Origin of the sequence: Streptomyces sp. NBC_01352, assembly GCF_036237295.1 — a bacterium.
Lineage (GTDB): Bacteria > Actinomycetota > Actinomycetes > Streptomycetales > Streptomycetaceae > Streptomyces > Streptomyces plumbiresistens.
The window spans coordinates 6,767,932-6,792,162 of the sequence record NZ_CP108354.1 but is presented as its reverse complement, the minus strand read 5'-3'; the positions used below and the strand labels follow the sequence as shown (position 1 = coordinate 6,792,162).

The window sequence follows — 24,231 nt, the reverse complement described above, 5'->3', positions numbered from 1 at the left end:
CCCGCACATGCGCTCGCACCTGCTCAACGACACGACCGCGGAGCACTACCGCCGCTCCGTGACCGAAGGAATAGAGCGGGTGGCGGCCAAACTCGCCACCACCTCCCGTCCGTTCACCGGCGTCACCGTCGACGCCCTCTCCCCCCGCATCGAAGAGATCGACCTCGACGAGCCGCTGCACGACACCGCGGCGGTGCTCGACGAACTGGAGGACGTCTACCTCCGGGACGCGATCTACTTCCACCACCCCCGCTACCTCGCCCACCTCAACTGCCCGGTCGTCATCCCGGCCGTGGTCGGCGAGGCGGTCCTGTCCGCCGTCAACTCCTCCCTGGACACCTGGGACCAGTCGGCCGGCGGCACCCTCATCGAGCGCAAGCTCATCGACTGGACCACCGCCCGCATCGGCCTCGGCGAGAACGCCGACGGCGTGTTCACCTCCGGCGGCACCCAGTCCAACCTCCAGGCGCTGCTCCTCGCCCGCGAGGAGGCCAAGACGGACACGGCAGCCAAACTGCGCATCTTCGCCTCCGAGGTCAGCCACTTCAGCGTGAAGAAGTCCGCACAGCTCCTCGGGCTCGGCCAGGACGCCGTGGTCTCCGTCCCCGTCGGCACCGACAAGCGCATGCAGACCGTCGCGCTCGCCCGTGAGCTGGAGCGCTGCAAGCAGGACGGCCTCGTCCCCATGGCCGTCGTCGCCACCGCCGGCACCACCGACTTCGGCTCCATCGACCCGCTGCCCGAGATCGCCGAGCTGTGCGAGCAGTACGGCGTGTGGATGCACGTCGACGCCGCCTACGGCTGCGGGCTGCTCGCCTCGATCAAGTACCGCGGCCGCATCGACGGCATCGAGCGCGCCGACTCGGTCACCGTCGACTACCACAAGTCCTTCTTCCAGCCGGTCAGTTCGTCCGCCGTGCTGGTCCGGGACGCGAGCACCCTGCGCCACGCCACCTACCACGCGGAGTACCTCAACCCGCGCCGCATGGTGCAGGAACGTATCCCCAACCAGGTGGACAAGTCCCTGCAGACCACCCGCCGCTTCGACGCGCTCAAGCTGTGGATGACGCTGCGCGTGATGGGCGCCGACGGCATCGGGCAGCTCTTCGACGAGGTCTGCGATCTCGCGGTCGAAGGCTGGCAGCTCCTTGCCGCCGACCCGCGCTTCGACGTCGTGGTCGAGCCGACCCTCTCCACCCTCGTCTTCCGCTACATCCCGGCCGCCGTCACCGACCCGGCCGAGATCGACCGCGCCAACCTGTACGCCCGCAAGGCCCTGTTCGCCTCCGGCGACGCGGTGGTCGCGGGCACCAAGGTGGGCAGCCGCCACTACCTGAAGTTCACCCTGCTCAACCCCGAGACGACGACCGACGACATGGCCGCCGTACTCGACCTGATCGCCGGCCACGCCGAGCAGTACCTGGGAGAGTCCCTTGACCGCGCTTCCTGAATCCGCCCGCAGTTACGACTTCGTGGGGATCGGGCTCGGCCCGTTCAACCTCGGCCTGGCGTGCCTCACCGAGCCCATCGACCAGCTCGACGGCCTCTTCCTCGACTCGAAGCCCGACTTCGAGTGGCACGCCGGCATGTTCCTGGACGGCGCCCACCTCCAGACCCCGTTCATGTCGGACCTGGTCACCCTCGCCGACCCGACCTCGCCGTACTCCTTCCTCAACTACCTGAAGGAGAAGGGCCGGCTGTACTCGTTCTACATCCGCGAGAACTTCTACCCCCTGCGGGTCGAGTACGACGACTACTGCCGCTGGGCCGCGAACAAGCTGAGCTGCGTCCGCTTCAACACGACGGTCGAGGAAGTGACGTACGACGAGGGGGCCGAGCTGTACGTCGTGAAGACCACGGCCGGCGAGACCTTCCGCGCCCGCCGCCTCGTCCTCGGTACCGGCACCCCGCCCTACATCCCCGAGGCCTGCCAGGGGCTGGGCGGCGACTTCGTGCACAACTCCCGGTACATGCGGCACAAGGAGGAGTTGCAGAAGAAGGAGTCGATCACCCTCGTCGGCTCCGGCCAGTCCGCCGCCGAGATCTACTACGACCTGCTCAGCGAGATCGACGTCCACGGCTACCGGCTGAACTGGGTCACCCGCTCGCCGCGCTTCTTCCCGCTGGAGTACACGAAACTCACGCTGGAGATGACCTCCCCGGAGTACATCGACTACTTCCACGCGCTGCCGGAGGACACCCGCTACCGCCTCACGGCCGAGCAGAAGGGCCTGTTCAAGGGCATCGACGGCGACCTGATCAACGAGATCTTCGACCTGCTCTACCAGAAGAACCTCGGCGGTCCGGTGCCCACGCGGCTGCTCACCAACTCCTCGCTGAACAGCGCCACGTACGAGAACGGCACGTACACGCTGGGACTGCGCCAGGAGGAGCAGGAGAAGGACTACGAGCTGGCCTCCGAGGGCCTGGTCCTGGCCACCGGCTACAAGTACGCCGAACCGGAGTTCCTCAAGCCGGTCCGCGACCGGCTGTGCTACGACTCGCGGGGCAACTACGACATCGCCCGCAACTACGCGATCGACGTGACGGGCAGAGGCGTGTTCCTGCAGAACGCCGGCGTCCACACGCACAGCATCACCAGCCCCGACCTGGGCATGGGCGCGTACCGCAACAGCTCCATCATCCGTGAGCTGCTCGGCAGCGAGTACTACCCGGTCGAGAAGACGATCGCCTTCCAGGAGTTCGCGGTATGAACACCACCACCACTGACCTGGGCACCTTGACGCTCCGCCCCCTCGATCCGCTCAAGGACGCCGAGCTGGTGCACTCCTGGGTCACCCATCCCAAGGCGGCCTTCTGGATGATGCAGGACGCCAAACTGGAGGACGTCGAGCGCGCGTACATGGAGATCGCCGCCGACGAGCACTGGCACGCCCTGCTGGGCCTGCACGACGGTGTGCCCGCGTTCCTGATGGAGAAGTACGACCCCGCCCACCGCGAGCTGGTCGGCCTGTACGAGCCCCAGCCCGGTGACGTCGGCATGCACTTCCTGGTCGCCCCCACCGACCGGCCCGTGCACGGGTTCACCCGCGCGGTCATCACGGCCGTGATGGCCCACCTCTTCGAGGACCCGGGCACCGTCCGGGTCGTCGTCGAACCGGACGTGTCCAACAAGGCCGTCCACGCCCTGAACGAAGCCGTCGGGTTCGTGCCCGACCGCGAGATACAGAAGCCGGAGAAGAAGGCGTTGTTGAGCTTCTGCACCCGGGACCAGTTCTACGCGGCTACGGCGGTGACGGCATGACCCTCGCCGACGCCGTGGCCCACCTCTCCCCCGAGCGCTGGGAGACGGCCAACCGCCAGCTGGTCCGCAAGGCCCTGGCCGAGTTCGCGCACGAGCGGCTGCTCACGCCGGAGAAGGACGGCGACGAGTACGTCGTCCGCGGCGACGACGGCCTGACCCGCTACCGCTTCACCGCCACCCGCCGCGCCCTGGACCACTGGCAGGTGGACGCCGACTCGATCACCCGCACCCGGGATGGCAGCCAACTCCCGCTCGCCGCCCTGGACTTCTTCATCGAGCTGAAGAACACCCTGGGTCTGAGCGAGAAGATCCTGCCGGTCTACCTGGAGGAGATCTCCTCCACCCTCTCCGGCACCTGCTTCAAACTCACCAAGCCGCAGATCCCGGTCGCCGAGCTGGTGAAGAGCGACTTCCAGGCCATCGAGACCGGCATGACCGAGGGCCACCCCTGCTTCGTCGCCAACAACGGACGGCTCGGCTTCGGCATCCACGAGTACCTGTCGTACGCCCCCGAGACCGCGAGCCCGGTCCGCCTGGTCTGGCTGGCCGCGCACCGCTCGCGGGCGGCGTTCACGGCGGGGGTCGGCATCGAGTACGAGTCCTTCGTGCGGGACGAGCTGGGCGAGGCGACGGTCGAGCGGTTCTCCCAGGTGCTCAGGGACCAGGGACGGGACCCGGACGACTACCTCCTCATCCCCGTCCACCCCTGGCAGTGGTGGAACAAGCTCACCGTCACCTTCGCCGCCGAGGTCGCCCGCGGCCACCTCGTGTGCCTGGGCGAGGGCGACGACGAGTACCTGGCCCAGCAGTCCATCCGGACCTTCTTCAACAAGTCGAACCCCGAGCGGCACTACGTGAAGACGGCCCTGTCCGTCCTCAACATGGGCTTCATGCGCGGGCTGTCGGCCGCCTACATGGAGGCGACCCCGGCGATCAACGACTGGCTGGCCCAGCTCATCGAGGGCGACCCGGTGCTGAAGTCGACGGGCCTCACGATCATCCGCGAGCGGGCGGCCGTGGGCTACCGGCACCTGGAGTACGAGCAGGCGACGGACCGCTACTCGCCGTACCGCAAGATGCTCGCCGCGCTGTGGCGAGAGAGCCCGGTGTCCTCCCTCCAGGACGGCGAGTCCCTCGCGACCATGGCCTCCCTCGTCCACGTGGACCACGAGGGCGCGTCCTTCGCGGGCGCGCTGATCGAGCGGTCCGGGCTGACGCCGACGGAGTGGCTGCGCCGGTACCTGCGGGCGTACTTCACCCCGCTGCTGCACAGCTTCTACGCCTATGACCTGGTGTTCATGCCGCACGGCGAGAACGTGATCCTGGTCCTGAAGGACGGCGTGGTCCAGCGCGCGATCTACAAGGACATCGCCGAGGAGATCGCCGTCATGGACCCGGACGCGGTGCTGCCGCCGACGGTCGAGCGGCTGCGCGTCGAGGTCCCCGAGGACAAGAAGCTCCTGTCGATCTTCACGGACGTCTTCGACTGCTTCTTCCGCTTCCTCGCCGCGAACCTCGCCGCCGAGGGGATCCTGGAGGAGGACGACTTCTGGCGCACGGTCGCCGAGGTGACCCGCGACTACCAGCACTCGGTGCCCGAACTCGCCGACAAGTTCAAGCGGTACGACATGTTCGCCCCCGAGTTCGCGCTGTCCTGCCTCAACCGCCTCCAGCTGCGCAACAACGAGCAGATGGTGGACCTCTCGGACCCGGCCGGCGCCCTCCAGCTGATCGGCAACCTGGAGAACCCGATCGCGGGCCTGTAGCCACCGCACCGCCCCCCACAGACAGACGGGCACCTCGGAGTACGGTCCTCCGAGGTGCCCGTCGCCGTGCCCGCCGTCGTGTCCGTACTACCCGGCGGGCCAGGGGACCTGCGGCGACCGGTAGTACCCGATCCCCAGCGCGTCCCACCGCGGGCCCTGCGCGGCGAGCCGCACCTTGTAGTCGTCCCAGTCGTGCGTGGCCGCCGGCGACCAGCCGAGCTCGGCGGCGCCCGCGAGCCGCGGGAAGGCCATGTACTCGATGTCCGCGCCGGTCACGATCGTCTCGGTCCACAGCGGCGCCTCGACGCCCCGCACGGCCTCGGGCGGCGCCCCCGGCAGATAGCTGCCCGGATCCCAGTCGTACGACCGCTTCACGTCGACGTAGCCCGCCCAGGACAGCCCCAGCGGGGTGTTCGCGTCGTACTTCATGTCGAGGTAGATCCGGTCGGCCGGGGACAGGATCAGCCCGGTCCCGTTCTGCGCGGCCTTGGCGACCTGCGCCTTCTCCGCCTCGCTCGTGGAGTCCAGGCCCCAGTACTGGGCGAGCGCCCCCTTGGCCGGGGTCGCGCCGGTCAACTGGTGCCAGCCGACGACCGTCTTGCCGTACTCGGCGACGATCGGCTGCACCCGGTCCATGAACGTGACGTAGTCCTCGTGGCTGGTGGAGTGCGCCTCGTCGCCGCCGATGTGGAGGTAGCGGCCGGGTGTGAGGGCGGCCAGCTCCCGGACGACGTCGTCCACGAAGTCGTACGTGATCTCCTTCTCCACGCACAGCGAGCTGAAGCCGACCTCGGTGCCGGTGTAGAGCGGGGGTGCGACGCCGTCGCAGGTGAGGTCGGCGTAGGAGGCGAGGGCCGCGTTGGTGTGGCCCGGCATGTCTATCTCGGGGACGACCTCCAGGTAGCGGGAGGCGGCGTGGCCGACGATCTCCTGGTAGTCGGCCTTGGTGTAGTAACCGCCGGGGCCGCCGCCGACCTGGGTGGAGCCGCCGTACGTGGCCAGGCGCGGCCAGGAGTCGACGGCTATGCGCCAGCCCTGGTCGTCACTGAGGTGCAGGTGCAGCTTGTTGACCTTGTAGAGGGCCAACTGGTCGATGTACCGCTTCACTTGGTCGACGGTGAAGAAGTGCCGGGAGACGTCGAGCATCGCGCCGCGCCAGCCGTAGCGCGGGCTGTCCGTGACGGTGCCGCCCGCGACCAGCCACGGGCCGGGCTGGACGGAGTCCTTCTCGACGGCCGCCGGGAGCAGCTGGCGCAGGGTCTGCACCCCGTGGAAGAGCCCGGCGGGCTTGGCCGCCGTGATGGTGACGCCCTTGCCGCCGCTGTCGAGGCGATAGCCCTCGGCGCCGAACGGGCCCTTGGCCAGCCTGAGTCGGATGCCGCCCTTGCCGTGCGTGGTCACCGGCAGGCGGTAGCCGGTCGAGGGGCGCAGGACGTCCGCGAGGTAGGCGCCGATACGGCGGGCCTCGCGGGAGTCGTCGACGCGGATGTGCGTGTCGCGGGTGAGGCGGTACGGCGATCCGCCCGGGGCGACCGACGCGGGGGCCGGGACGATCCGGTCGAGCGGAACCGCGTTCTGCGCGGTGGGAGTCGGGGTGGCGCCGACGGCGGAGACACCCGCCGCCGCGACGAGCAGCAGCGAGCCGAGAAGGCGGGTCGTTCTGTGGTGCTGTCTCACCTACGGTCCCTTCCTTGAGCCCGGACAGGTATGGACCAACTCTCCCTCAGAAGCAGTGAAACAATCCCCTCATGGCGGAAATCCTCCAGAAGGACGGCACTTGGGTCTTCGACGGCGACGCCCTGCGGCTGACGCCGGGAAGAGACAAGAACGTCAGCCTGCTTCGCAAGGCCCTGGGCGAACTCGTCGTCCCACTGGGTGCGTTGGCGGGCGTCTCGTTCGAGCAGGGGAAGAAGACCGGACGGCTCAGGCTGCGCCTGCGCGACGGCTCCGACCCGCTGCTGCACGCCACCGGCGGCCGGCTCGCCGAGCCCCACGACCCGTACCAGCTGGTCGTCGAGTCCGACCGGTACGGCGTCGCCGAGTACTTCGTGGACGAGGTCCGCAACGCCCTGCTCCTGGACCAGGTTCCGGCCGACCCGGTCGACGCCTACCTGCTGCCGGGCCCGGCCGTGCCGCTCTCCGTCTCCGCCGGGGACGGCACCGCGAGCTTCGACGGCGAGCAGATCCGCCTGGAGTGGAACTGGAAGACCGAGGACGCCAAGGCCGCCGCCGGCGCCCGCACCCTCGCGCTCACCGACCTGACCGCCGTGGAGTGGCATCCGGCGGCCGGCCTGGAGAACGGCCACCTCCGGTTCACCGTGAAGAACGCCCCGACCAAGGCCCCGCCCAAGTACGACCCCAACTCCGTGGAACTGTGGGGCTTCAAGAAGGACCCGCTGATGGCCCTGGTCGCGGCGGCCGTCCAGGCCCGGCTCCCGCACCCGGCGACCGCCTCCAAGGACGTACGGCCGCCGGAACCCCAGGCTCTCGCCGCGCCCGCGACCGCCGCCGAGGACAGCCACGACGCCCTGCTGCGACGCCTGCGCGAGCTCGGCGAGCTGCACCGCACGGGCGTGCTGACGGACGAGGAGTTCACGCTGGCCAAGCAGGCGATCCTCAAGCGGATGCGGTGAGTCATCCCGCCTTGCGCGCCACCGTGAAGTGGTCCACCTGCTCACCGGTCTCGGCGATGCCCCGCACCGTCAGCGTGGCGGTGCGGCCCGTGGCGGCCGGGGTGACGTCCACGCGCAGGAAGGAGTAGTCGAGGTAGCGGACCCGGGACCAGGTGACGGTCTCGTCCTGCTTGCCGTCCTTGACGTTGACGAACGAGGCCACGGACTCCACGTCGTTCTCGTGACCCTCGTAGGACAGCGGGGCGCTGAACGCGTACAGGCTGCGGCCCGCGGCCCCCGCCGTCACGTACACCACGCCCTCGGTCTCGGGGTAGGCCGTGCCGCCGATCGGGAGCTTCTTGGTGACCGCGCCCGCCTTGATGACGTCCGTGCGCTCGTACTGGTGGTTGTGGCCGTTGATCACCAGGTCGACGGTGTACTTCTCGAACAGCGGCACCCACTCCTGGCGCACGCCCCCCTCCGAGGCGTGCGAGGTGGACGTGCAGTAGGCGCAGTGGTGGAAGAACACGACGACGAAGTCGATGTCCCGCGCGGCGCGGTACTTCTTGAGCTGCGCCTCCAGCCACCTGGTCTGGGTGCCGCCCGAGATGCCGAGGTTGGCCGGGATCTCGAAGGAGATGTCGTTGGCGTCGAGCGAGATGACCGCGGTGTTGCCGTAGACGAAGGAGTAGACGCCCGGGAGGTTCGTCCTGTCGGGCCCGTTGTCCGGCAGGTTCCAGCGGGCCTCTTCGCCGCCGTAGCCGTTGGGCGAGTACCAGGCCTCCATGTCGTGGTTGCCGTAGGCCGGCATCCACGGGACGGACTTGGCGACGGACTCGGTCTGGGCGAGGAACTGGTCCCACACCCGCGAGTCGAAGCCGGTGTCGGCGGTCTTGCCCTGGCCGGCCGGGTCGGCGTAGGCGATGTCGCCGGCGTGCAGGTGGAAGGCCGGGTTCTGGCCGAGCAGCAGGCTGTTGTTGCCCAGCGCGTGATAGCTGACGCCCTCGTCGCCGAAGGCGGTGAAGGTGAACGGCGTCTTGTGGGCGGGGGCGGTGGTGAAGGTGCCGAGGGTGCCGAGCAGGTGCGGTTCGGCCGGGTCGAAGCCGGCGTGGCCGACGCCGTAGTAGTACGTCTGGCCGGGGCGCAGGTTCGTGAGCTTGGCGTGCAGGTAGTACTGGGTGTGGTCGGCGCTCGCGCCCACGCCGGCCGGGGTGTACAGGGTGCGCACCTCGGCCTCGATCCTGCGGGAGAGGTCCCAGGGCCGGACGCCGACCCGGATGAAGGGCCGCTTCACGGCGACCGGAACCTGCCAGGAGACGGTCATCTCGGTGCGCGGGTCGTTGCCGTAGGCGAGGTGGCGGCCGAAGGGGGCGACGAGGGCGCCGTCGACGGTCTCGGTGCTCGGGGCCGTGGTCGGGGTCGGGGTCGCTGCCTGTGCGGTGGCGCCCGGTACGAACGCGCCGCCCGCGACGGCGCCCAGGGTGACCGCGCCGCCCCTGATCATCGTGCGCCGGGAGAATCTGGCGCGCAGGTATTCGTGCTGCTCGGCCATGCTCATGCGCTCGGCGAGCCGGTCGGGTACTCCCATGCGAGGAATGTCCATGGCGTCTGAAACTCGTCCCCTCAGGCGACGAGTTGCCGGACGCGGGATGGACGGCTCACGAACAGGCACTCATGACAGATTCAACGTTCTCCCAAAGAGTTCCAACAGACGCTTGCCCGAAATCGGGCAGCTTTCTTGCGAAAGTGCTGCCGGTACTCCAGGATCTACCGGGTGCACGACGAACTTGTTGATCATCTGACGCGGTCCACGCCCCTCAGCCGGGGCGAGGCACTGCGGGTGGTCCAGGACGTGCTCGCCTACTTCGACGAGACGACCGAGGAGTACGTCCGTCGCCGCCACCGCGAGCTCCAGGCCCAGGGCCTGGTGAACGCGGAGATCTTCGGACGGATCGAGGCGGACCTGAAATACCGGGCGGTGGCACCACCGGAGCTCTCGCTCCGACAGCTGCGCCGCATGGTCTACGGCTAAGGGACACATCTGTATGTGCGGAATCGTCGGATACATCGGGAAGCGTGACGTCGCGCCCTTGCTCCTGGAGGGCCTGCAGCGCCTGGAGTACCGCGGCTACGACTCGGCGGGCATCGCCGTCACCTCCCCGAAGGCGGCCGGCCTGAAGACGGTCAAGGCCAAGGGCCGGGTCCGTGACCTGGAGGCCAAGGTCCCCGCCCGCTTCAAGGGCACGACCGGCATCGCCCACACCCGCTGGGCCACCCACGGCGCCCCCTCCGACGTGAACGCCCACCCGCACCTGGACGCCGAGGGCAAGGTCGCCGTCGTCCACAACGGCATCATCGACAACGCCTCCGACCTGCGCCGCAAGCTGGAGGCGGACGGCGTCGAGTTCCTCTCCGAGACCGACACCGAGGTCCTCGTCCACCTGATCGCCCGCTCGCAGGCCGCGAAGCTGGAGGACAAGGTCCGCGACACCCTGCGGGTCATCGAGGGCACGTACGGCATCGCCGTGCTGCACGCCGACTTCCCCGACCGGATCGTGGTCGCCCGCAACGGCTCCCCGGTCGTCCTCGGCATCGGCGAGAAGGAGATGTTCGTCGCCTCGGACATCGCCGCCCTGGTCGCCCACACCCGGCAGATCGTCACCCTCGACGACGGCGAGATGGCCACCCTCAAGGCCGACGACTTCCGTACGTACACCACCGAGGGCACCCGCACCACCGCCGAGCCGACCACCGTGGAGTGGGAGGCCGCGTCGTACGACATGGGCGGCCACGACACCTACATGCACAAGGAGATCCACGAGCAGGCCGACGCCGTGGACCGCGTACTGCGCGGCCGCATCGACGACCGTTTCTCCACCGTGCACCTCGGCGGCCTGAACCTGGACGCCCGCGCGGCGCGCCAGATCCGCCGCGTCAAGATCCTCGGCTGCGGCACCTCGTACCACGCCGGCATGATCGGCGCCCAGATGATCGAGGAGCTGGCCCGGATTCCGGCGGACGCCGAGCCGGCTTCGGAATTCCGCTACCGCAACGCCGTGGTCGACCCCGACACCCTGTACATCGCCGTCTCCCAGTCGGGTGAGACGTACGACGTGCTGGCGGCCGTCCAGGAGCTGAAGCGCAAGGGCGCGCGGGTCCTCGGCGTGGTGAACGTGGTCGGCTCGGCGATCGCCCGCGAGGCGGACGGCGGCGTCTACGTCCACGCGGGCCCCGAGGTCTGCGTGGTCTCGACGAAGTGCTTCACCAACACCACGGTCGCCTTCGCGCTCCTCGCGCTGCACCTGGGCCGCACCCGTGACCTCTCCGTCCGGGACGGCAAGCGGATCATCGAGGGCCTGCGCAGGCTGCCCGCGCAGATCTCCGAGATGCTGGAGCAGGAGGACGAGATCAAGAGGCTGGCCGCGGAGTACGCCGAGGCCCGCTCGATGCTGTTCATCGGCCGCGTCCGGGGCTACCCGGTGGCCCGTGAGGCCTCCCTGAAGCTCAAGGAGGTCTCCTACATCCACGCCGAGGCCTACCCGGCCTCCGAGCTCAAGCACGGCCCGCTGGCCCTCATCGAGCCCGCCCTCCCCACGGTCGCGATCGTCCCCGACGACGACCTCCTGGAGAAGAACCGCGCCGCCCTGGAGGAGATCAAGGCCCGCAGCGGCAAGATCCTCGCGGTCGCCCACCAGCACCAGGAGAAGGCCGACCAGACGATCATCGTCCCCAAGAACGAGGACGAGCTGGACCCGATCCTGATGGGCATCCCCCTCCAACTCCTCGCGTACCACACGGCCTTGGCGCTGGGCAGGGACATCGACAAGCCGAGGAACCTGGCGAAGTCAGTGACGGTGGAGTAAGCGCCCCTGAAGGGGCGCGGGGCTGTATCAATGTGCGGCTCCGCCGCGTGGGCGCGACCAGCCCCCACCGGCCCGCAGAGGCCAAACAAAGAGGACGGACCCCCACGTGTCGCCACCAGACACGGGGGGTCCGTTCTCAACGCCGGGGGCCGCCCAACCCCCAGCCTGCGCAGCTAACCGGTGGCCGTCACGCCCCGGCGAGCAGCACGTCGCGGAACAGCAGTCGGCCAGTGGGCGAGAGCCGCCGTCGCCGCGTACCAGGCCACCGCGCCGGCCGCCACGGCGAACCAGCCGCCGACCTTGGCGAGGCTCCCGTTGTCGGCGAAGTTCGCGACAGCGAGCAGCACCAGCGACACGACGAACAACCCGTAGGTGCCCTTGGCGAGTTGGTCGCCCGCAGCGACCGTGAGGGACAGCGCCACGAGGGCGAAGAGCAGCAGGAACAGTCCGGCCGCGTTGGCGGACACCTGGTTGTCGGCGGAAACCGCCCACGTGAACCAGAGCGCGCCGAGCGCCGAGAACGCCGTACCACCGACGGAGTCACCGTCGCGGAAGGCCATGAGTCCGGCGACGAAGAGGGCGACTCCGCCCACGTACTGGGCAATTGACACGGCGTCGGCGGCCGTCACGCCGTCGATCACCTCGGTGTACCCGAGGCCCACGGCCAACAGGGTGATGCCGAGAGCGAGTCGGCCGACGATCGTAGTGGTGCTTCCCGCGGAGACGTCGTTGTCCACGGCGGGCTCCCTTCATGCATGTGCGGTTGTGCGGTGAGCGTTATATGCCCTTCACAAGGGCACAAACACCTCTACGCGCCAGTAGATTTACGCACTGCACAAGGGAGTTCGGCCGTTCCCACGGCACATCTCACCTGGGAGAACGGCGAGTTACGGAATGACAACGACGGGGCGCTTCGCCCGCTTGGCGAGCCGCCCGGCGACGGAGCCGAAGATGCGTCCGACGATGCCGTGGGTGGAGCCGACGACGATCGCGTCCGCCTCGTACTCACGCCCGACCTCTTCGAGTTCGTGGCAGATGTCTCCGCCGCGCTCGACGAGGATCCAGGGCACCTCCGCGAGGTACTCCGCACAGGCGAGCTCGAGGCCGAGCACCTCGGTGCGGTGGTCCGGCACGTCGACGAAGACCGGTGGCTCGCAGCCCGCCCACACGGTGGTGGGCAGCCGGTTGGCGACGTGGACGATGATCAGGCCCGACCCGGAGCGATGTGCCATACCGATGGCATACGCGAGGGCGCGCTCACTGGACATGGAGCCGTCGAAGCCCACCACGACGCCGTGCTTGAAGGCGGGGTCGCAGGATTGGCGTGGCTCTTCCGCCGCCAGGGGCTCGGCCGCCGTGGGGTCGGCGACAGGCCGCTTGCGGTCCGCTGGTTCGAAGAATTCGTGACCGGCCATGGCTGTCTCGGCGTTGTGATCCTTTTATGGGTGGGCCGACAGTGTGCGGCGGAGTCTGTGTCCGGGAATCATCTTCCCAACCCCATACCCCCAAGGGTACGGCGGCACTCCTCCTTAGCCCAGTTCGCGCCCCCGGTGCGTGGGGGTTCCAGGGAGCATGCACGAGGGTGCGCCCGTAACGCAATGGTTGCTGCGTTGTACAGGCGGTTCGCACAGGATTCACGTACCGGCCGGCCTGCCCCGGCACAAAACCGGCCGCACAGTGACCGACGGATCGAACAGGCGTTGAACCCCCTGAGCCACGTCACAGGGAGTACGCCATGTCCGGACCGCAGCCCCCCGCCCGGGACTCCTCCACCGACGTCGTCCGCTGGGCGGTCTTCAGCTGCGTCCTGGTCCCCGTGGTGCTCCTCTGGTACGGCACCTCCCTCGCCGGCGCCGCAGGCACAGCCCTCGGTCTGGCCGCCGTCACCATGGTCTGCCGTATCCTCCTGCGCCAGTCGGAGCGCGGCGCGGCCCGCCTGCTCGCCGAGGAGCGCTCCCCGCATCGCGGAGGCCGCCACAGGACCGGATCGGGGCCACACAGAGGCGGACGTCACAGTGGGGGAAATACACCGGTCGGCTGACCGGTTTCCGCGCACGCGCCCGACTCTTTTCAGCCAACTTCCGGCCACCGCGCATTCCTTGCCCCGACCACCCCCCAACCCCCGTTCCACCTGCACGGAAAGGGCCTGGGGCACCCTGCGCACCCTACGTGGATTGGCCACTGCGACAAGGCGCACTTCCCTGCACGCCCCACGAGTGCAACGCTTCGTGATCGAATGCTTCACGCCAAGTTGCCAAGTCGACAATCTGCCGGATGACGAACTGGTCTCCCCGGCACCACGCGACGCAGTAGATTCGATCTTGACTGTCTTACGGCGGGGGACTCGTGCAGGACCGAGGGGAAACGTGTTGGAGCGACAGACCCGAAGGGAACAGGGCGCCGCGACCACCGAGGGGGGCTTAGCAGGATGAGCCACGACTCCACTGCCGCGCCGGAAGCCGCGGCCCGGAAACTTTCCGGGCGACGCCGCAAGGAGATCGTCGCGGTGCTGCTGTTCAGCGGCGGCCCCATCTTCGAGAGTTCCATACCGCTCTCGGTGTTCGGCATCGACCGCCAGGACGCCGGCGTGCCGCGCTACCGACTGCTGGTGTGCGGCGGTGAGGAAGGCCCACTGCGGACCACAGGGGGCCTGGAACTCACCGCACCGCATGGCCTGGAGGCGATCTCCCGGGCGGGCACCGTCGTCGTGCCGGCCTGGCGTTCGATCACCTCCCCGCCACCGGAGGACGCGCTCGACGCACTGCGCCGGGCGCACGAGGAGGGCGCCCGCATCGTGGGCCTGTGCACCGGCGCCTTCGTGCTGGCGGCGGCGGGCCTGCTGGACGGCCGCCCGGCCACCACCCACTGGATGTACGCACCGACGCTCGCCAAGCGCTATCCGTCGGTGCATGTCGACCCGCGTGAGCTGTTCGTGGACGACGGCGATGTGCTGACGTCCGCGGGTACGGCGGCCGGAATCGACCTCTGTCTGCACATCGTGCGGACGGACCACGGCAACGAGGCGGCCGGTGCGCTGGCCCGACGCCTGGTGGTCCCCCCGCGCCGGAGCGGCGGTCAGGAGCGCTACCTCGATCGATCTTTACCAGAGGAGATCGGCGCCGACCCGCTCGCCGAGGTCGTCGCCTGGGCGCTGGAGCACCTGCACGAGCAGTTCGACGTGGAGACGCTGGCCGCGCGCGCGTACATGAGCCGGCGTACGTTCGACCGCCGGTTCCGCTCCCTGACGGGCAGCGCGCCGTTGCAGTGGCTGATCACCCAGCGGGTGCTTCAGGCACAGCGTCTGCTGGAGACGTCGGACTACTCGGTGGACGAGGTCGCGGGTCGCTGCGGCTTCCGTTCGCCGGTGGCGCTGCGCGGGCACTTCCGTCGTCAGCTGGGGTCGTCGCCGGCCGCGTACCGTGCGGCCTATCGGGCGCGGCGGCCGCAGGCCGAGCGGCAGCCGGATCCCGAGAGCGCGGCGGGGCCGCCGAGTGCGCCGTCTTCGCTGCACTCCGAGGGCGGTCCGGTACCGCTCCAGACCCGTCGCACGGCACCGCCGAGTCCGGTCGGGACGTCCGCGTCCCTGTCGTCGGCCTCGACGTCGGCATCGTCGTCTTCTGCTTCTTCGGACAGCGGGCGCGAGGTGTACGCGGGGAGCCGGGCGAGTCTGCCGGGCCAGCGCAGCGGGATGTGAGGTTCGGTCGGGGTGGGGGCGGGCCGGGGCGGTTCATCGCCCCCGCCGCCCCTACCCGTCCCATCCTCCAGGGGCGCTGCCCCTTCGACCCCGTACCAGGGGGCTCCGCCACCTGGACCCCCGACCTCGCCCACCCACCACCCGACTCGGTCAGTTGAAGGGGTGACCTCTCAACCCACCGAGTCGGGTGGTGGGTGGGCAAAGGCCCGGGGGTCTGGGGACGGAGCCCCCAGCAGCGATCACACCCGCACCGGGGACCACAAAAGCGCACGCCAGCCGTAGGGTGGTCGCATGAACGATCGCATGGTGTGGATCGACTGCGAGATGACCGGCCTCTCGCTGTCCGACGACGCGCTCATCGAGGTGGCCGCCCTCGTCACCGACTCCGAGCTGAACATCCTCGGCGACGGTGTCGACATCGTCATCCGTCCGCCGGACCGGGCGCTGGAGACGATGCCGGAGGTGGTGCGTCAGATGCACACCGCGTCCGGACTCCTCACGGAGCTGTCCGCCGGCACGACGCTCGCGGACGCCGAGGCGCAGGTCCTGGCGTACGTACGGGAGCACGTGAAGGAGACGGGCAAGGCCCCGCTGTGCGGCAACTCGGTCGGCACGGACCGCGGCTTCCTGCTGAGGGACATGCCGACCCTCGAGGACTACCTCCACTACCGGATCGTCGACGTGTCCAGCATCAAGGAGCTGGCCCGCCGCTGGTACCCGCGCGCCTACTTCAACAGCCCGAAGAAGAACGGCAACCACCGCGCCCTCGCCGACATCCGGGAGTCCATCGCGGAACTGCGCTATTACCGCGAGGCCGTCTTCGTACCGCACCCCGGACCCGACTCGGACACCGCGAAGACCATCGCCGCGAAGTACGTCCTGCCTGCGGAGTAGGCGCCGCCGAAAGCCGGGCGCGAGCACCCCTCCCGACCCTGTACACTTTTTCTCGGCCGGTCGGAGCAATCCGAACAGCCGACATGGTGGGTGTAGCTCAGCTGGTAGAGCACCTGGTTGTGGTCCAGGATGCCGCGGGTTCAAGTCCCGTCACTCACCCTGATACTCAGCCGGTGACCTTGGAGACAAGGTCACCGGCTGATGTCGTTCCCAGGCGCAGGCGGTCGCGGCCCGACGGACCCGATCCGAACGTGAGCGCTCTTAGGCTGGGCCGATGACCGAGCCCCTCGTGCTGGCCGAGCCTCTCGCCACACCGCGCCTGGACCTCCTTCCCCTGCGCGTCGAGCACGCCGAGGAGATGGCCGCCGTACTGTCCGACCCGGCCCTGCACGCCTTCATCGGCGGTACGCCCGACTCCCTGGGCGCCCTGCGGGCCCGCTACGAGCGGCTGGTCGCCGGGGCGCCCGATCCGGGCGTCTCCTGGTGCAACTGGGTGCTGCGGCCGCGCGAGGACGCCCGTCTCGTCGGCACCGTCCAGGCCACGGTCACCGGACGGCACACCGCGGAGATCGCCTGGGTGGTCGGCACGCCGTGGCAGGGCCGCGGGTTCGCCTCGGAGGCGGCGCGGGCGCTCGTGGAGTGGCTCGGGCGGGTGCCCGTACGGACGGTCGTCGCCCACGTCCACCCCGACCACCTCGCGTCGGCGGCGGTCGCCGCGGCGGCCGGGCTGGCGCCGACCGAGGAGGAACAGGACGGCGAGCGGCGGTGGCGGTCGCTCCTCGGCGGCTGACGACCGAAACCGCGCGCGGTCCTTCGGCGACCGCGTGGTGGACGGCCGCCCCGTGCCGGTCCGACGCGACGGTCCGACGCGACGGTCCGGTTGGGATCGTAGGGGCGTATTGTCACCTTGTGAGCCATTCGTGAGGTTGGAGGCTCGTCATGCGGTCGCGGCGGATTCCCCGGTGGCGGCTGCTGACGTGGGTGATCCTCGCGTTCAACCTGGGGATGCTGCTGTGGCTCGTGGTCGCCCTGGACGCGGCGGGCGAGAGCGGCGAGAGGTGCGGCGGCGAGCTGTGCCGGGACGCGGTCGACCTGGGCTCCTCCACCGCCGCCTGGCTGGTGATCTTCCTCTGGCTGGCCGGCGTCGTACTGCTGGGCGTGGCCTGGTTCCTCACGCACCGCACCGAGGGGCCGCACGGACGGCACCGACGGTGACCGCGGTCAGGACGACCGTCGCGCCACCAGCTCCGTCGCCAGGACCACCTGTCTGCGCTCCAGTTCCCGGGTGACCGCGGGGCGGCGGTCCGCGATCTCCGTCAGGAGCAGGTCGATCATCCTGCGGCCCATCTCCTCGATGGGCTGGCGGACGCTGGTCAGGGGCGGGTCCATGTGGCGGGCGATGGCCGAGTCGTCGTAGCCGACGAGCGCGATCTCGTCGGGGATGCGGCGGCCCTCCTCGCGCAGGACCTGGCGGGCGCCGGCCGCCATCACGTCCGAGCCCGCGAAGACCGCGTCCAGGTCGGGGCGGCGGGCCAGCAGCTCGGTCATCGCGCGCCGGCCGCCCTCCTCGGTGAAGTCGCCCGGCTGGACCAGCTGTTCGTCCAGCTCGTGGCCCGCGTCGAGCAGGGCGTCGCGGTAGCCGTCGACGCGGCGCTGGGCACCGTACACGTCGAGGCGGCCGGTGATGTGGGCGACCGCCCGGCAGCCGCGGGCCAGCAGATGTTCGACGGCGGAGCGGGCGCCTCCGTAGTTGTCGGAGTCGACCGAGGGCAGGGTCTCCGCGGCCGATCTCGGGCCGCTGATCACGGCCGGAATCTCCAGCTGGGAGAGCAGGTCGGGCAGCGGGTCGTCGGCGTGCACGGAGACCAGCAGGACCCCGTCGACCCGGTGGGCGGCGAGGTACTGGGCGAGGCGGGCCCGCTCCCGGTCGTTGCCCGCGAAGATCAGCAGCAGCTGCATCTGCGTGTCGGCCAGTTCGGCGCCGACTCCCTTGAGCATGTCGGAGAAGTACGGCTCGGCGAAGAAGCGGGTCTCCGGCTCGGGGACGACGAGGGCGATCGCGTCGGTGCGGTTGGCGGCGAGAGCGCGCGCGGCCGTGTTGGGGACGTAGCCGAGTTCGGCGACCGCCGCCTCCACCGCGGCGCGGGTGGCGTCGCTGACCCGGGGCGAGCCGTTGATCACCCGGGAGACCGTGCCGCGGCCGACGCCGGCACGGGCTGCCACCTCTTCGAGGGTGGGCCGGCCACCGCTCCGGCTCCGCGCTCCGTGGCTTGCCATGGGCTTCGCCCTCCCGTCGACCCTTGCGTTGGCCTGGAATCTAACAGTCATCGTCGGAGGGGAGCCCGCTACTGATCGGCTCCCGGGTTTCCGCAGGAAGTCGCCCGGGGTGGCCGAAACCTGATCCCCGGGTTCCAGTTAACAGCCCGATAACTGAACGCATCTCTCCGCCCCCAGTCCCTTGACACCCCCGCTCGGACCGACGACGCTTCAACACATCACCGGTGGGAGCGCTCCCACGGTACCTGACACATACACATCCCGCACGTTCCCCGCCCGAGCCGCAGCTAGAACTAACGGGCCCAACAACGCAGTTGGCCGGGGGGTCGGCACGTCAGGGCAACAGGAGGACGCAATGCGAGCACGTACCCGAATCGCCCGCAAGACGATGGTCCTTGCGGCCGTCGCCGCGCTGGGCTCCGGGCTGCTGGCCGGCTGTGCCGACGACGGAGACGGCGGCGGCGACGGCTCGTCTTCGGGCGAAGGCGGCGGCGGCAAGACCACGATCACTCTGGGGCTCTTCGGCACCCAGGGCTTCAAGGAAGCCGGCCTCTACGCCGAGTACGAGAAGCTGAACCCGAAGATCAAGATCGCCGAAAACGTCGTGGAGCGGAACGAGAACTACTATCCCGCTCTCGTCAACCACCTGACCACGAACAGTGGTCTGCAGGACATCCAGGCCGTCGAGGTCGGCAACATCGCCGAGGTCGTGAACACCCAGGCCGCGAAGCTGATGGACCTGTCCAAGGTGTCGGGCGTCCAGTCGAGCAACTGGCTGGACTGGAAGTGGAAGCAGGCCACCACCAAGGACGGCCAGACCATCGGTCTGGGCACCGACGTCGGACCGATGGCCATCTGCTATCGCAAGGACCTGTTCGAGCAGGCCGGGCTGCCCGCCGACCGCGAGGCAGTGAGCAAGCTGTGGGCGGGCAGCTGGGAGCAGTTCGTCGAGGTGGGCAAGGACTACCAGGCGAAGGCGCCCAAGGGCACCACCTTCCTGGACTCCCCCGGCGGTCTGCTGAACGCGATCGTCAGCGGTGAGAGCGAGAAGTTCTACGACGCCTCCGGCGAGGTCATCTACAAGACCAACCCGGCCATCAAGAAGGCCTTCGACCTGACCGCGCAGGCCGCGGAGGACGGGCTGATCGGCAACCAGACGCAGTTCCAGCCCGCCTGGGACACGACGATCGCCAACAGCAAGTTCGCCGCGATGTCCTGCCCGCCGTGGATGCTCGGCTACATCAAGGGCAAGTCGAAGCCCGAGGCGGCCGGCAAGTGGGACGTGGCCACCTCGCCCAAGCCCGGCAACTGGGGCGGCACCTTCCTCGCCGTGCCGAAGTCCGGCAAGAACACCGACGAGGCCGCGAAGCTCGCCGCGTGGCTGACCGCGCCCGAGCAGCAGGCCAAGCTGTTCGCCAAGCAGGGCAGCTTCCCGAGTGCCCCGGCCGCGTACTCTCTGCCGCAGGTCACCGGTGCGAAGAACACCATGACCGGTGACGCCCCGATCGGCACGCTCTTCGCCGAGGCCGCCAAGCAGATCCCCGCCCAGGTGATCGGCCCGAAGGACCAGATCATCCAGCAGGGTCTGACCGACAACGGCGTCATCCTGGTCACCCAGGGCAAGTCGGCCAAGGAGGCCTGGGAGACGGCCACCAAGACCATCGACAACAACCTGGAGAAGTGACCGGTATGACCACCCGGCACGACACCGCCGCGCCCCCCGACAAGGAGGGGGGCGCGGCCCCGGGCCGCCCGCCCGCCGACGCCGTGCCCGAGGTGGACAAGCGCCGCCGGGCCCGGCTCTCCCGCCGCTGGCAGCGGGACATGCGCTGGAGCCCGTACGCGTTCGTCTCGCCCTTCTTCCTGCTCTTCCTCGCGTTCGGTCTGTTCCCGCTGATCTACACCGGCTGGGCCTCGCTGCACACGGTGGAGATGACCGCGCCCACCGACATGGAGTGGGCGGGCCTGCGCAACTACACCCGGATCTTCGACGACGACTTCTTCTGGAACGCCGCGAAGAACACCCTGACCATCGGCATCATCTCGACGGTCCCGCAGCTGCTGATGGCGATGGGCATCGCCCACATCCTCAACTACAAGCTGCGCGGCTCGACCTTCTACCGGGTCATGATGCTCGCGCCGTACGCGACGTCGATCGCCGCCGCGTCCCTGGTGTTCGTGCTGCTCTTCGGCCGCGACTACGGCATGATCAACTGGGCGCTGAACGCCGTCGGCGTCGACAACATCGACTGGCAGAACGACAAGTGGGCCTCCCAGTTCGCCGTCTCGTCGATCGTGATCTGGCGCTGGACCGGCTACAACGCGCTGATCTACCTGGCCGCGATGCAGGCGATACCGCAGGACCTGTACGAGTCGGCGGCCCTGGACGGGGCCAACCGCTGGCAGCAGTTCATCCACGTCACGCTGCCGTCGCTGCGCCCGACGATCCTGTTCACCGTGGTCGTGTCGACCATCGGCGCCTCCCAGCTCTTCGGCGAGCCGCTGCTGTTCGACGCGAACAAGGGCACCTCCGGCGGCTCCCAGCACCAGTTCCAGACGCTCGGCCTCTACCTGTACGAGCAGGGCTGGGTCAACCAGCACCTGGGCCGCGCCTCGGCGATCGCCTGGACGATGTTCCTCATCCTCATCGTGATCGGGATCATCAACTACGTCATCTCGCGCCGGCTGCGCGCCAGTAGTTAGGAGAACCGGCCGTGACGACGACACTGACCCCGCAGGACACGACCGACGAGAGGCCCAAGCGCATACGGCGGCCCAGGTCGGCGCGCGCGGGCGGGCAGATGCACGCCGGTCCGATCGCGTACATCATCCTCGCCCTGTTCACCATCGGCTCGCTGTTCCCGCTGGTGTGGACGGCGATCGCCGCCTCGCGCGACACCCAGCGCCTGGCGCAGACGCCGCCGCCGTTCTGGTTCGGCTCGAACCTGTTCGACAACCTCGAGATCGCCTGGAACGACGCCAACCTCGGCGAGGCGTTCATCAACACCACGTTCGTGGCGGGAGTGTCGGCGGCGACCATCGTGTTCCTGTCGACGATCGCCGGGTTCGCCTTCGCCAAGCTGCGCTTCAAGGGCCGGGGCGCGATGATGCTGATCGTGATCGGCACCATGATGGTGCCGCCGCAGCTCAGCGTGATCCCGCTGTACATGATGGTCGCCGAGCTCGGCTGGACCGACCAGCTGAAGGCCGTCATCTTCCCGTCGCTGGTGAGCGCGTTCGGCGTGTTCTTCATGCGGCAGTACCTGATCCAGGCGCTGCCGGACGAGATCATCGAGGCGGCCCGGGTGGACGGCGCGAGCAGCTGGCGGGTGGTGTGGCACGTGGTGTTCCCGGCCGCGCGGCCCGCGATGGCCGTCCTGGGCATGCTGATGTTCGTCCAGACGTGGAACGACTTCCTGTGGCCGTTCCTGGTCCTGACCCAGACCGGCAGCCCCACCGTGCAGGTCGCGGTCGCGGGACTCGGCCGCGGCTTCACCCCCGACCAGTCGCTGATCATGGCGGGCGCGTTGCTGGGCACGCTGCCGCTGCTGCTCGTCTTCGCCATCTTCGGCAAGCAGATCGTGGGCGGCATCATGCAGGGCGCGGTCAAGGGCTGAGGCCCGGTCCGCCGCTGCTTCCGGGGGCCGAGCCACCGCTGCCTCGGCCCCCGCTCTCTTCCTCCCCCTTTTCTTCCCCTTCCTTCCCCCCCATCCCCGACTGTCGGTCGGCACGACCTCCTATGGGAGCGCTTCCATGCCTGAGTCCGAAACGCCGGCGACCCCGGTGACCTTTCCTCCCGCGTTCCTCTGGGGCGCCGCGACCTCCGCCTACCAGATCGAGGGGGCGGTGCGGGAGGACGGCCGTACGCCCTCCATCTGGGACACCTTCAGCCATACGCCGGGCAAGACGGCCGGCGGCGAGACCGGTGACATCGCTGTCGACCACTACCACCGCTACCGCGACGACGTAGCGATGATGGCCGGCCTCGGTCTGACCGCGTACCGGTTCTCGATCTCCTGGTCGCGGGTGCAGCCGACGGGCCGGGGCCCGGCGGTCCAGCGGGGCCTGGACTTCTACCGCCGGCTGGTGGACGAGCTGCTCTCCGTGGGCATCAAGCCGGCCGTCACCCTCTACCACTGGGACCTGCCGCAGGAGTTGGAGGACGCGGGCGGCTGGCCCGAGCGCGACACGGCGTACCGCTTCGCCGAGTACGCGCAGATCGTCGGCGAGGCGCTCGGCGACCGGGTGGAGCAGTGGATCACCCTCAACGAACCGTGGTGCAGCGCCTTCCTGGGCTACGCCTCCGGGGTGCACGCCCCCGGCCGTACGGACGCGGCGGCCTCGTTGAAGGCCGCGCACCACCTGAACCTGGCGCACGGTCTGGGCGCTTCCGCGTTGCGCGCCGCGATGCCGGCCCGCAACTCGGTGGCGGTGAGCCTCAACTCCTCGGTGGTCAGGCCGCTTTCGCAGGACCCCGCCGACCTGGCGGCCGCCCAGAAGATCGACGACCTCGCCAACGGCGTCTTCCACGGTCCCATGCTGCACGGCGCGTACCCGGAGACGCTGTACGCCGCGACGGAGCTGATCACGGACTGGTCGTACGTCCAGGACGGCGACCTGGCGGCGATCAACCAGCCGCTGGACGCGCTGGGGCTCAACTACTACACCCCTGCACTGGTCGCGGCGACGGACCCGAACGCCGCCGCCCCGCGCGCCGACGGCCACGGCGCCAGCTCCTCCTCCCCCTGGCCCGGCGCGGACGACGTCGCCTTCCACCAGACGCCGGGCGAGCGCACGGAGATGGGCTGGACGATCGACCCGACCGGTCTGCAGGACCTGATCATGCGCTACACACGTGAGGCGCCGGGTCTGCCGATCTACATCACCGAGAACGGCGCGGCCTACGACGACAAGCCCGACCCCGACGGCCGCGTCCACGACCCCGAGCGGATCGCCTATCTCCACGGCCACCTGCGCGCGGTCCGCCGCGCCATCGCGGACGGCGCGGACGTGCGGGGCTACTACCTGTGGTCCCTGATGGACAACTTCGAGTGGGCGTACGGCTACGGCAAGCGGTTCGGCGCGGTGTACGTGGACTACGCGACGCTGGAGCGGACACCGAAGTCGAGCGCGCTGTGGTACCGCGAGGCGGCGCGGACGGGGTCGCTTCCGCCGGTGACGACGGCCGAGTAGGCCACTGTTCGGGGGAACCGGGGGACGAGGCGCGGCACGTCGAGGGGACGTGCCGCGCCTCGCGGTTCGGAGGGCTCAGAGGCTGCCCGGGGCCGCAAGCCACTGAGTCGGCTGCCCGGTGACCGAGGCGATGGTCTCGAAGTCGTGGTCGTAGTGGAGCATGATCAGCCCCTGCAGCTCGGCCGTCGCGGCGACGAGCAGGTCCACCGCGCCCGCGGAACGGTGCCGACCCTTCTCGGTCAGTTCCCTTTGCACGTCCCAGGCGCGTGTCACGGCCCTGTCGTCCAGGGGAGTCCAGCCGAACAGCGCGTCCAGGTCCTGGACCGGTGCGGTACGGTCCGGCCCGGTCCTCAGCATTCCTGGCGCTGTGGAGGAACTCGACCTCGGACCAGAGCGCTGGTGTCGATGAGGTAGGCAGCCGCACTCATCGACGGTAGTTCTCCCTGTCGAGCAACTCGTCGAAGTCACCCGCATCCGCCCGGGCCGCGAGCCGGGCCAGCGCGAGCGCACGCTTCTTGCGCTCGACGCCTTCCTTGAGTGCGGCGTTGACGGTGTCCTTCTTGGTCTTGGTGCCGAACGCTATGGCCGCCTCGGCCAGCAGTTCCTCATCGATGTCGATCAGCGTCTTGGTCATGAGAGGACCTCCTGGATATCCGATTGCGATTCC

At 69.5% G+C, this 24,231-nt stretch carries 23 protein-coding genes and 1 tRNA gene; 17 read left to right on the top strand and 7 right to left on the bottom strand.

Going from position 1 to position 24,231, the window contains the following annotated elements; all coding sequences use genetic code 11:
* The first annotated feature begins 7 nt into the window (after positions 1-7).
* Genes desA through OG252_RS31640 form a run of 4 tightly spaced genes read left to right on the top strand, consistent with a single transcriptional unit; the run spans position 8 to position 5,031 of the window.
* The gene (gene desA / locus OG252_RS31655) at positions 8-1,450 is read left to right on the top strand and encodes a lysine decarboxylase DesA (RefSeq protein WP_266439249.1); all 1,443 of its coding nucleotides are present in this window, start codon (positions 8-10) and stop codon (positions 1,448-1,450) included.
* Entirely contained in the window at positions 1,434-2,714 is a 1,281-nt protein-coding gene (locus tag OG252_RS31650) for a lysine N(6)-hydroxylase/L-ornithine N(5)-oxygenase family protein (protein WP_329340338.1), read from the top strand. Before desA ends, OG252_RS31650 begins: the two co-directional genes overlap by 17 nt.
* Positions 2,711-3,265: a GNAT family N-acetyltransferase gene (locus OG252_RS31645; protein WP_266439247.1), complete on the top strand. Its 555-nt coding sequence runs from the start codon at positions 2,711-2,713 to the stop codon at positions 3,263-3,265. The genes OG252_RS31650 and OG252_RS31645 overlap by 4 nt, the downstream gene beginning before the upstream one ends.
* Complete coding sequence (locus OG252_RS31640) at positions 3,262-5,031, top strand: IucA/IucC family protein (protein ID WP_329340336.1); 1,770 nt, start codon at positions 3,262-3,264, stop codon at positions 5,029-5,031. Before OG252_RS31645 ends, OG252_RS31640 begins: the two co-directional genes overlap by 4 nt.
* Positions 5,032-5,118: 87 nt before the next feature.
* On the opposite strand, the gene OG252_RS31635 is transcribed toward OG252_RS31640, so the two are convergent.
* Entirely contained in the window at positions 5,119-6,708 is a 1,590-nt protein-coding gene (locus tag OG252_RS31635) for a beta-N-acetylhexosaminidase (protein ID WP_266439243.1), read from the bottom strand.
* A gap of 71 nt (positions 6,709-6,779) precedes the next feature.
* Between OG252_RS31635 and OG252_RS31630 the strand changes: the two genes are divergently transcribed.
* Entirely contained in the window at positions 6,780-7,664 is an 885-nt protein-coding gene (locus tag OG252_RS31630) for a DUF4429 domain-containing protein (RefSeq protein ID WP_266439241.1), read from the top strand.
* Between the two features lies 1 nt (position 7,665).
* Here OG252_RS31630 and OG252_RS31625 read toward each other — a convergent pair whose 3' ends face one another.
* On the bottom strand, positions 7,666-9,231 hold the full coding sequence (locus OG252_RS31625; protein WP_266439238.1) for a purple acid phosphatase family protein: 1,566 nt from the start codon (positions 9,229-9,231) through the stop codon (positions 7,666-7,668).
* 186 nt (positions 9,232-9,417) lie between these two features.
* On the opposite strand from OG252_RS31625, the gene OG252_RS31620 reads away from it, so the two are divergent.
* Both OG252_RS31620 and glmS read left to right on the top strand, forming a co-directional pair.
* Positions 9,418-9,675 (top strand): hypothetical protein, encoded by a 258-nt coding sequence (locus OG252_RS31620; RefSeq protein ID WP_266439235.1) that lies wholly within the window; start codon positions 9,418-9,420, stop codon positions 9,673-9,675.
* A gap of 13 nt (positions 9,676-9,688) precedes the next feature.
* Positions 9,689-11,506 (top strand): glutamine--fructose-6-phosphate transaminase (isomerizing), encoded by a 1,818-nt coding sequence (glmS, locus tag OG252_RS31615; RefSeq protein ID WP_266439233.1) that lies wholly within the window; start codon positions 9,689-9,691, stop codon positions 11,504-11,506.
* A gap of 173 nt (positions 11,507-11,679) precedes the next feature.
* Here the strand turns inward: glmS and OG252_RS31610 are convergent, their stop codons facing one another.
* Both OG252_RS31610 and OG252_RS31605 read right to left on the bottom strand, forming a co-directional pair.
* A complete protein-coding gene (locus tag OG252_RS31610) occupies positions 11,680-12,243 on the bottom strand; it encodes a GPR1/FUN34/YaaH family transporter (RefSeq protein WP_266439230.1) in 564 nt (187 codons plus the stop codon).
* Positions 12,244-12,393: 150 nt separating this feature from the next.
* Entirely contained in the window at positions 12,394-12,921 is a 528-nt protein-coding gene (locus tag OG252_RS31605; RefSeq protein ID WP_266439227.1) for a universal stress protein, read from the bottom strand.
* 320 nt (positions 12,922-13,241) lie between these two features.
* Here OG252_RS31605 and OG252_RS31600 point away from each other — a divergent pair, with 320 nt between their 5' ends.
* The 6 genes from OG252_RS31600 (at position 13,242) to OG252_RS31575 (ending at position 17,309) form a co-directional block, all read left to right on the top strand.
* The gene (locus OG252_RS31600; RefSeq protein ID WP_329340328.1) at positions 13,242-13,547 is read left to right on the top strand and encodes a hypothetical protein; all 306 of its coding nucleotides are present in this window, start codon (positions 13,242-13,244) and stop codon (positions 13,545-13,547) included.
* A 387-nt stretch (positions 13,548-13,934) separates the two neighbouring features.
* Positions 13,935-15,200: a helix-turn-helix domain-containing protein gene (locus tag OG252_RS31595; protein WP_266439222.1), complete on the top strand. Its 1,266-nt coding sequence runs from the start codon at positions 13,935-13,937 to the stop codon at positions 15,198-15,200.
* A gap of 291 nt (positions 15,201-15,491) precedes the next feature.
* A complete protein-coding gene (gene orn, locus OG252_RS31590) occupies positions 15,492-16,094 on the top strand; it encodes an oligoribonuclease (protein ID WP_266439220.1) in 603 nt (200 codons plus the stop codon).
* Positions 16,095-16,180: 86 nt separating this feature from the next.
* Positions 16,181-16,253, top strand: a tRNA-His gene (locus OG252_RS31585).
* A 115-nt stretch (positions 16,254-16,368) separates the two neighbouring features.
* The gene (locus OG252_RS31580) at positions 16,369-16,884 is read left to right on the top strand and encodes a GNAT family N-acetyltransferase (RefSeq protein WP_329340326.1); all 516 of its coding nucleotides are present in this window, start codon (positions 16,369-16,371) and stop codon (positions 16,882-16,884) included.
* A gap of 149 nt (positions 16,885-17,033) precedes the next feature.
* Positions 17,034-17,309 carry a hypothetical protein gene (locus OG252_RS31575; RefSeq protein ID WP_266439216.1) on the top strand — a complete coding sequence of 92 codons (276 nt, stop codon included), beginning with the start codon at positions 17,034-17,036 and terminating at the stop codon, positions 17,307-17,309.
* 6 nt (positions 17,310-17,315) lie between these two features.
* Here the strand turns inward: OG252_RS31575 and OG252_RS31570 are convergent, their stop codons facing one another.
* Positions 17,316-18,371 (bottom strand): LacI family DNA-binding transcriptional regulator, encoded by a 1,056-nt coding sequence (locus OG252_RS31570; RefSeq protein WP_266439213.1) that lies wholly within the window; start codon positions 18,369-18,371, stop codon positions 17,316-17,318.
* A 355-nt stretch (positions 18,372-18,726) separates the two neighbouring features.
* Here OG252_RS31570 and OG252_RS31565 point away from each other — a divergent pair, with 355 nt between their 5' ends.
* From OG252_RS31565 to OG252_RS31550, 4 genes are all read left to right on the top strand, one after another.
* Entirely contained in the window at positions 18,727-20,055 is a 1,329-nt protein-coding gene (locus OG252_RS31565) for an ABC transporter substrate-binding protein (protein WP_266439211.1), read from the top strand.
* Positions 20,056-20,060: 5 nt separating this feature from the next.
* The gene (locus tag OG252_RS31560; RefSeq protein WP_266439208.1) at positions 20,061-21,074 is read left to right on the top strand and encodes a carbohydrate ABC transporter permease; all 1,014 of its coding nucleotides are present in this window, start codon (positions 20,061-20,063) and stop codon (positions 21,072-21,074) included.
* A gap of 11 nt (positions 21,075-21,085) precedes the next feature.
* Positions 21,086-21,988, top strand: coding sequence for a carbohydrate ABC transporter permease (locus OG252_RS31555; RefSeq protein WP_329340323.1), 903 nt, complete (start codon positions 21,086-21,088; stop codon positions 21,986-21,988).
* 136 nt (positions 21,989-22,124) lie between these two features.
* The gene (locus OG252_RS31550) at positions 22,125-23,564 is read left to right on the top strand and encodes a GH1 family beta-glucosidase (RefSeq protein ID WP_266439202.1); all 1,440 of its coding nucleotides are present in this window, start codon (positions 22,125-22,127) and stop codon (positions 23,562-23,564) included.
* 75 nt (positions 23,565-23,639) lie between these two features.
* Here the strand turns inward: OG252_RS31550 and OG252_RS31545 are convergent, their stop codons facing one another.
* Positions 23,640-23,921, bottom strand: a complete 282-nt coding sequence (locus OG252_RS31545) for a PIN domain-containing protein (protein ID WP_323186059.1) — start codon at positions 23,919-23,921, stop codon at positions 23,640-23,642.
* A gap of 67 nt (positions 23,922-23,988) precedes the next feature.
* Positions 23,989-24,198, bottom strand: coding sequence for a type II toxin-antitoxin system VapB family antitoxin (locus OG252_RS31540; protein WP_266439200.1), 210 nt, complete (start codon positions 24,196-24,198; stop codon positions 23,989-23,991).
* Positions 24,199-24,231 lie beyond the last annotated feature (33 nt).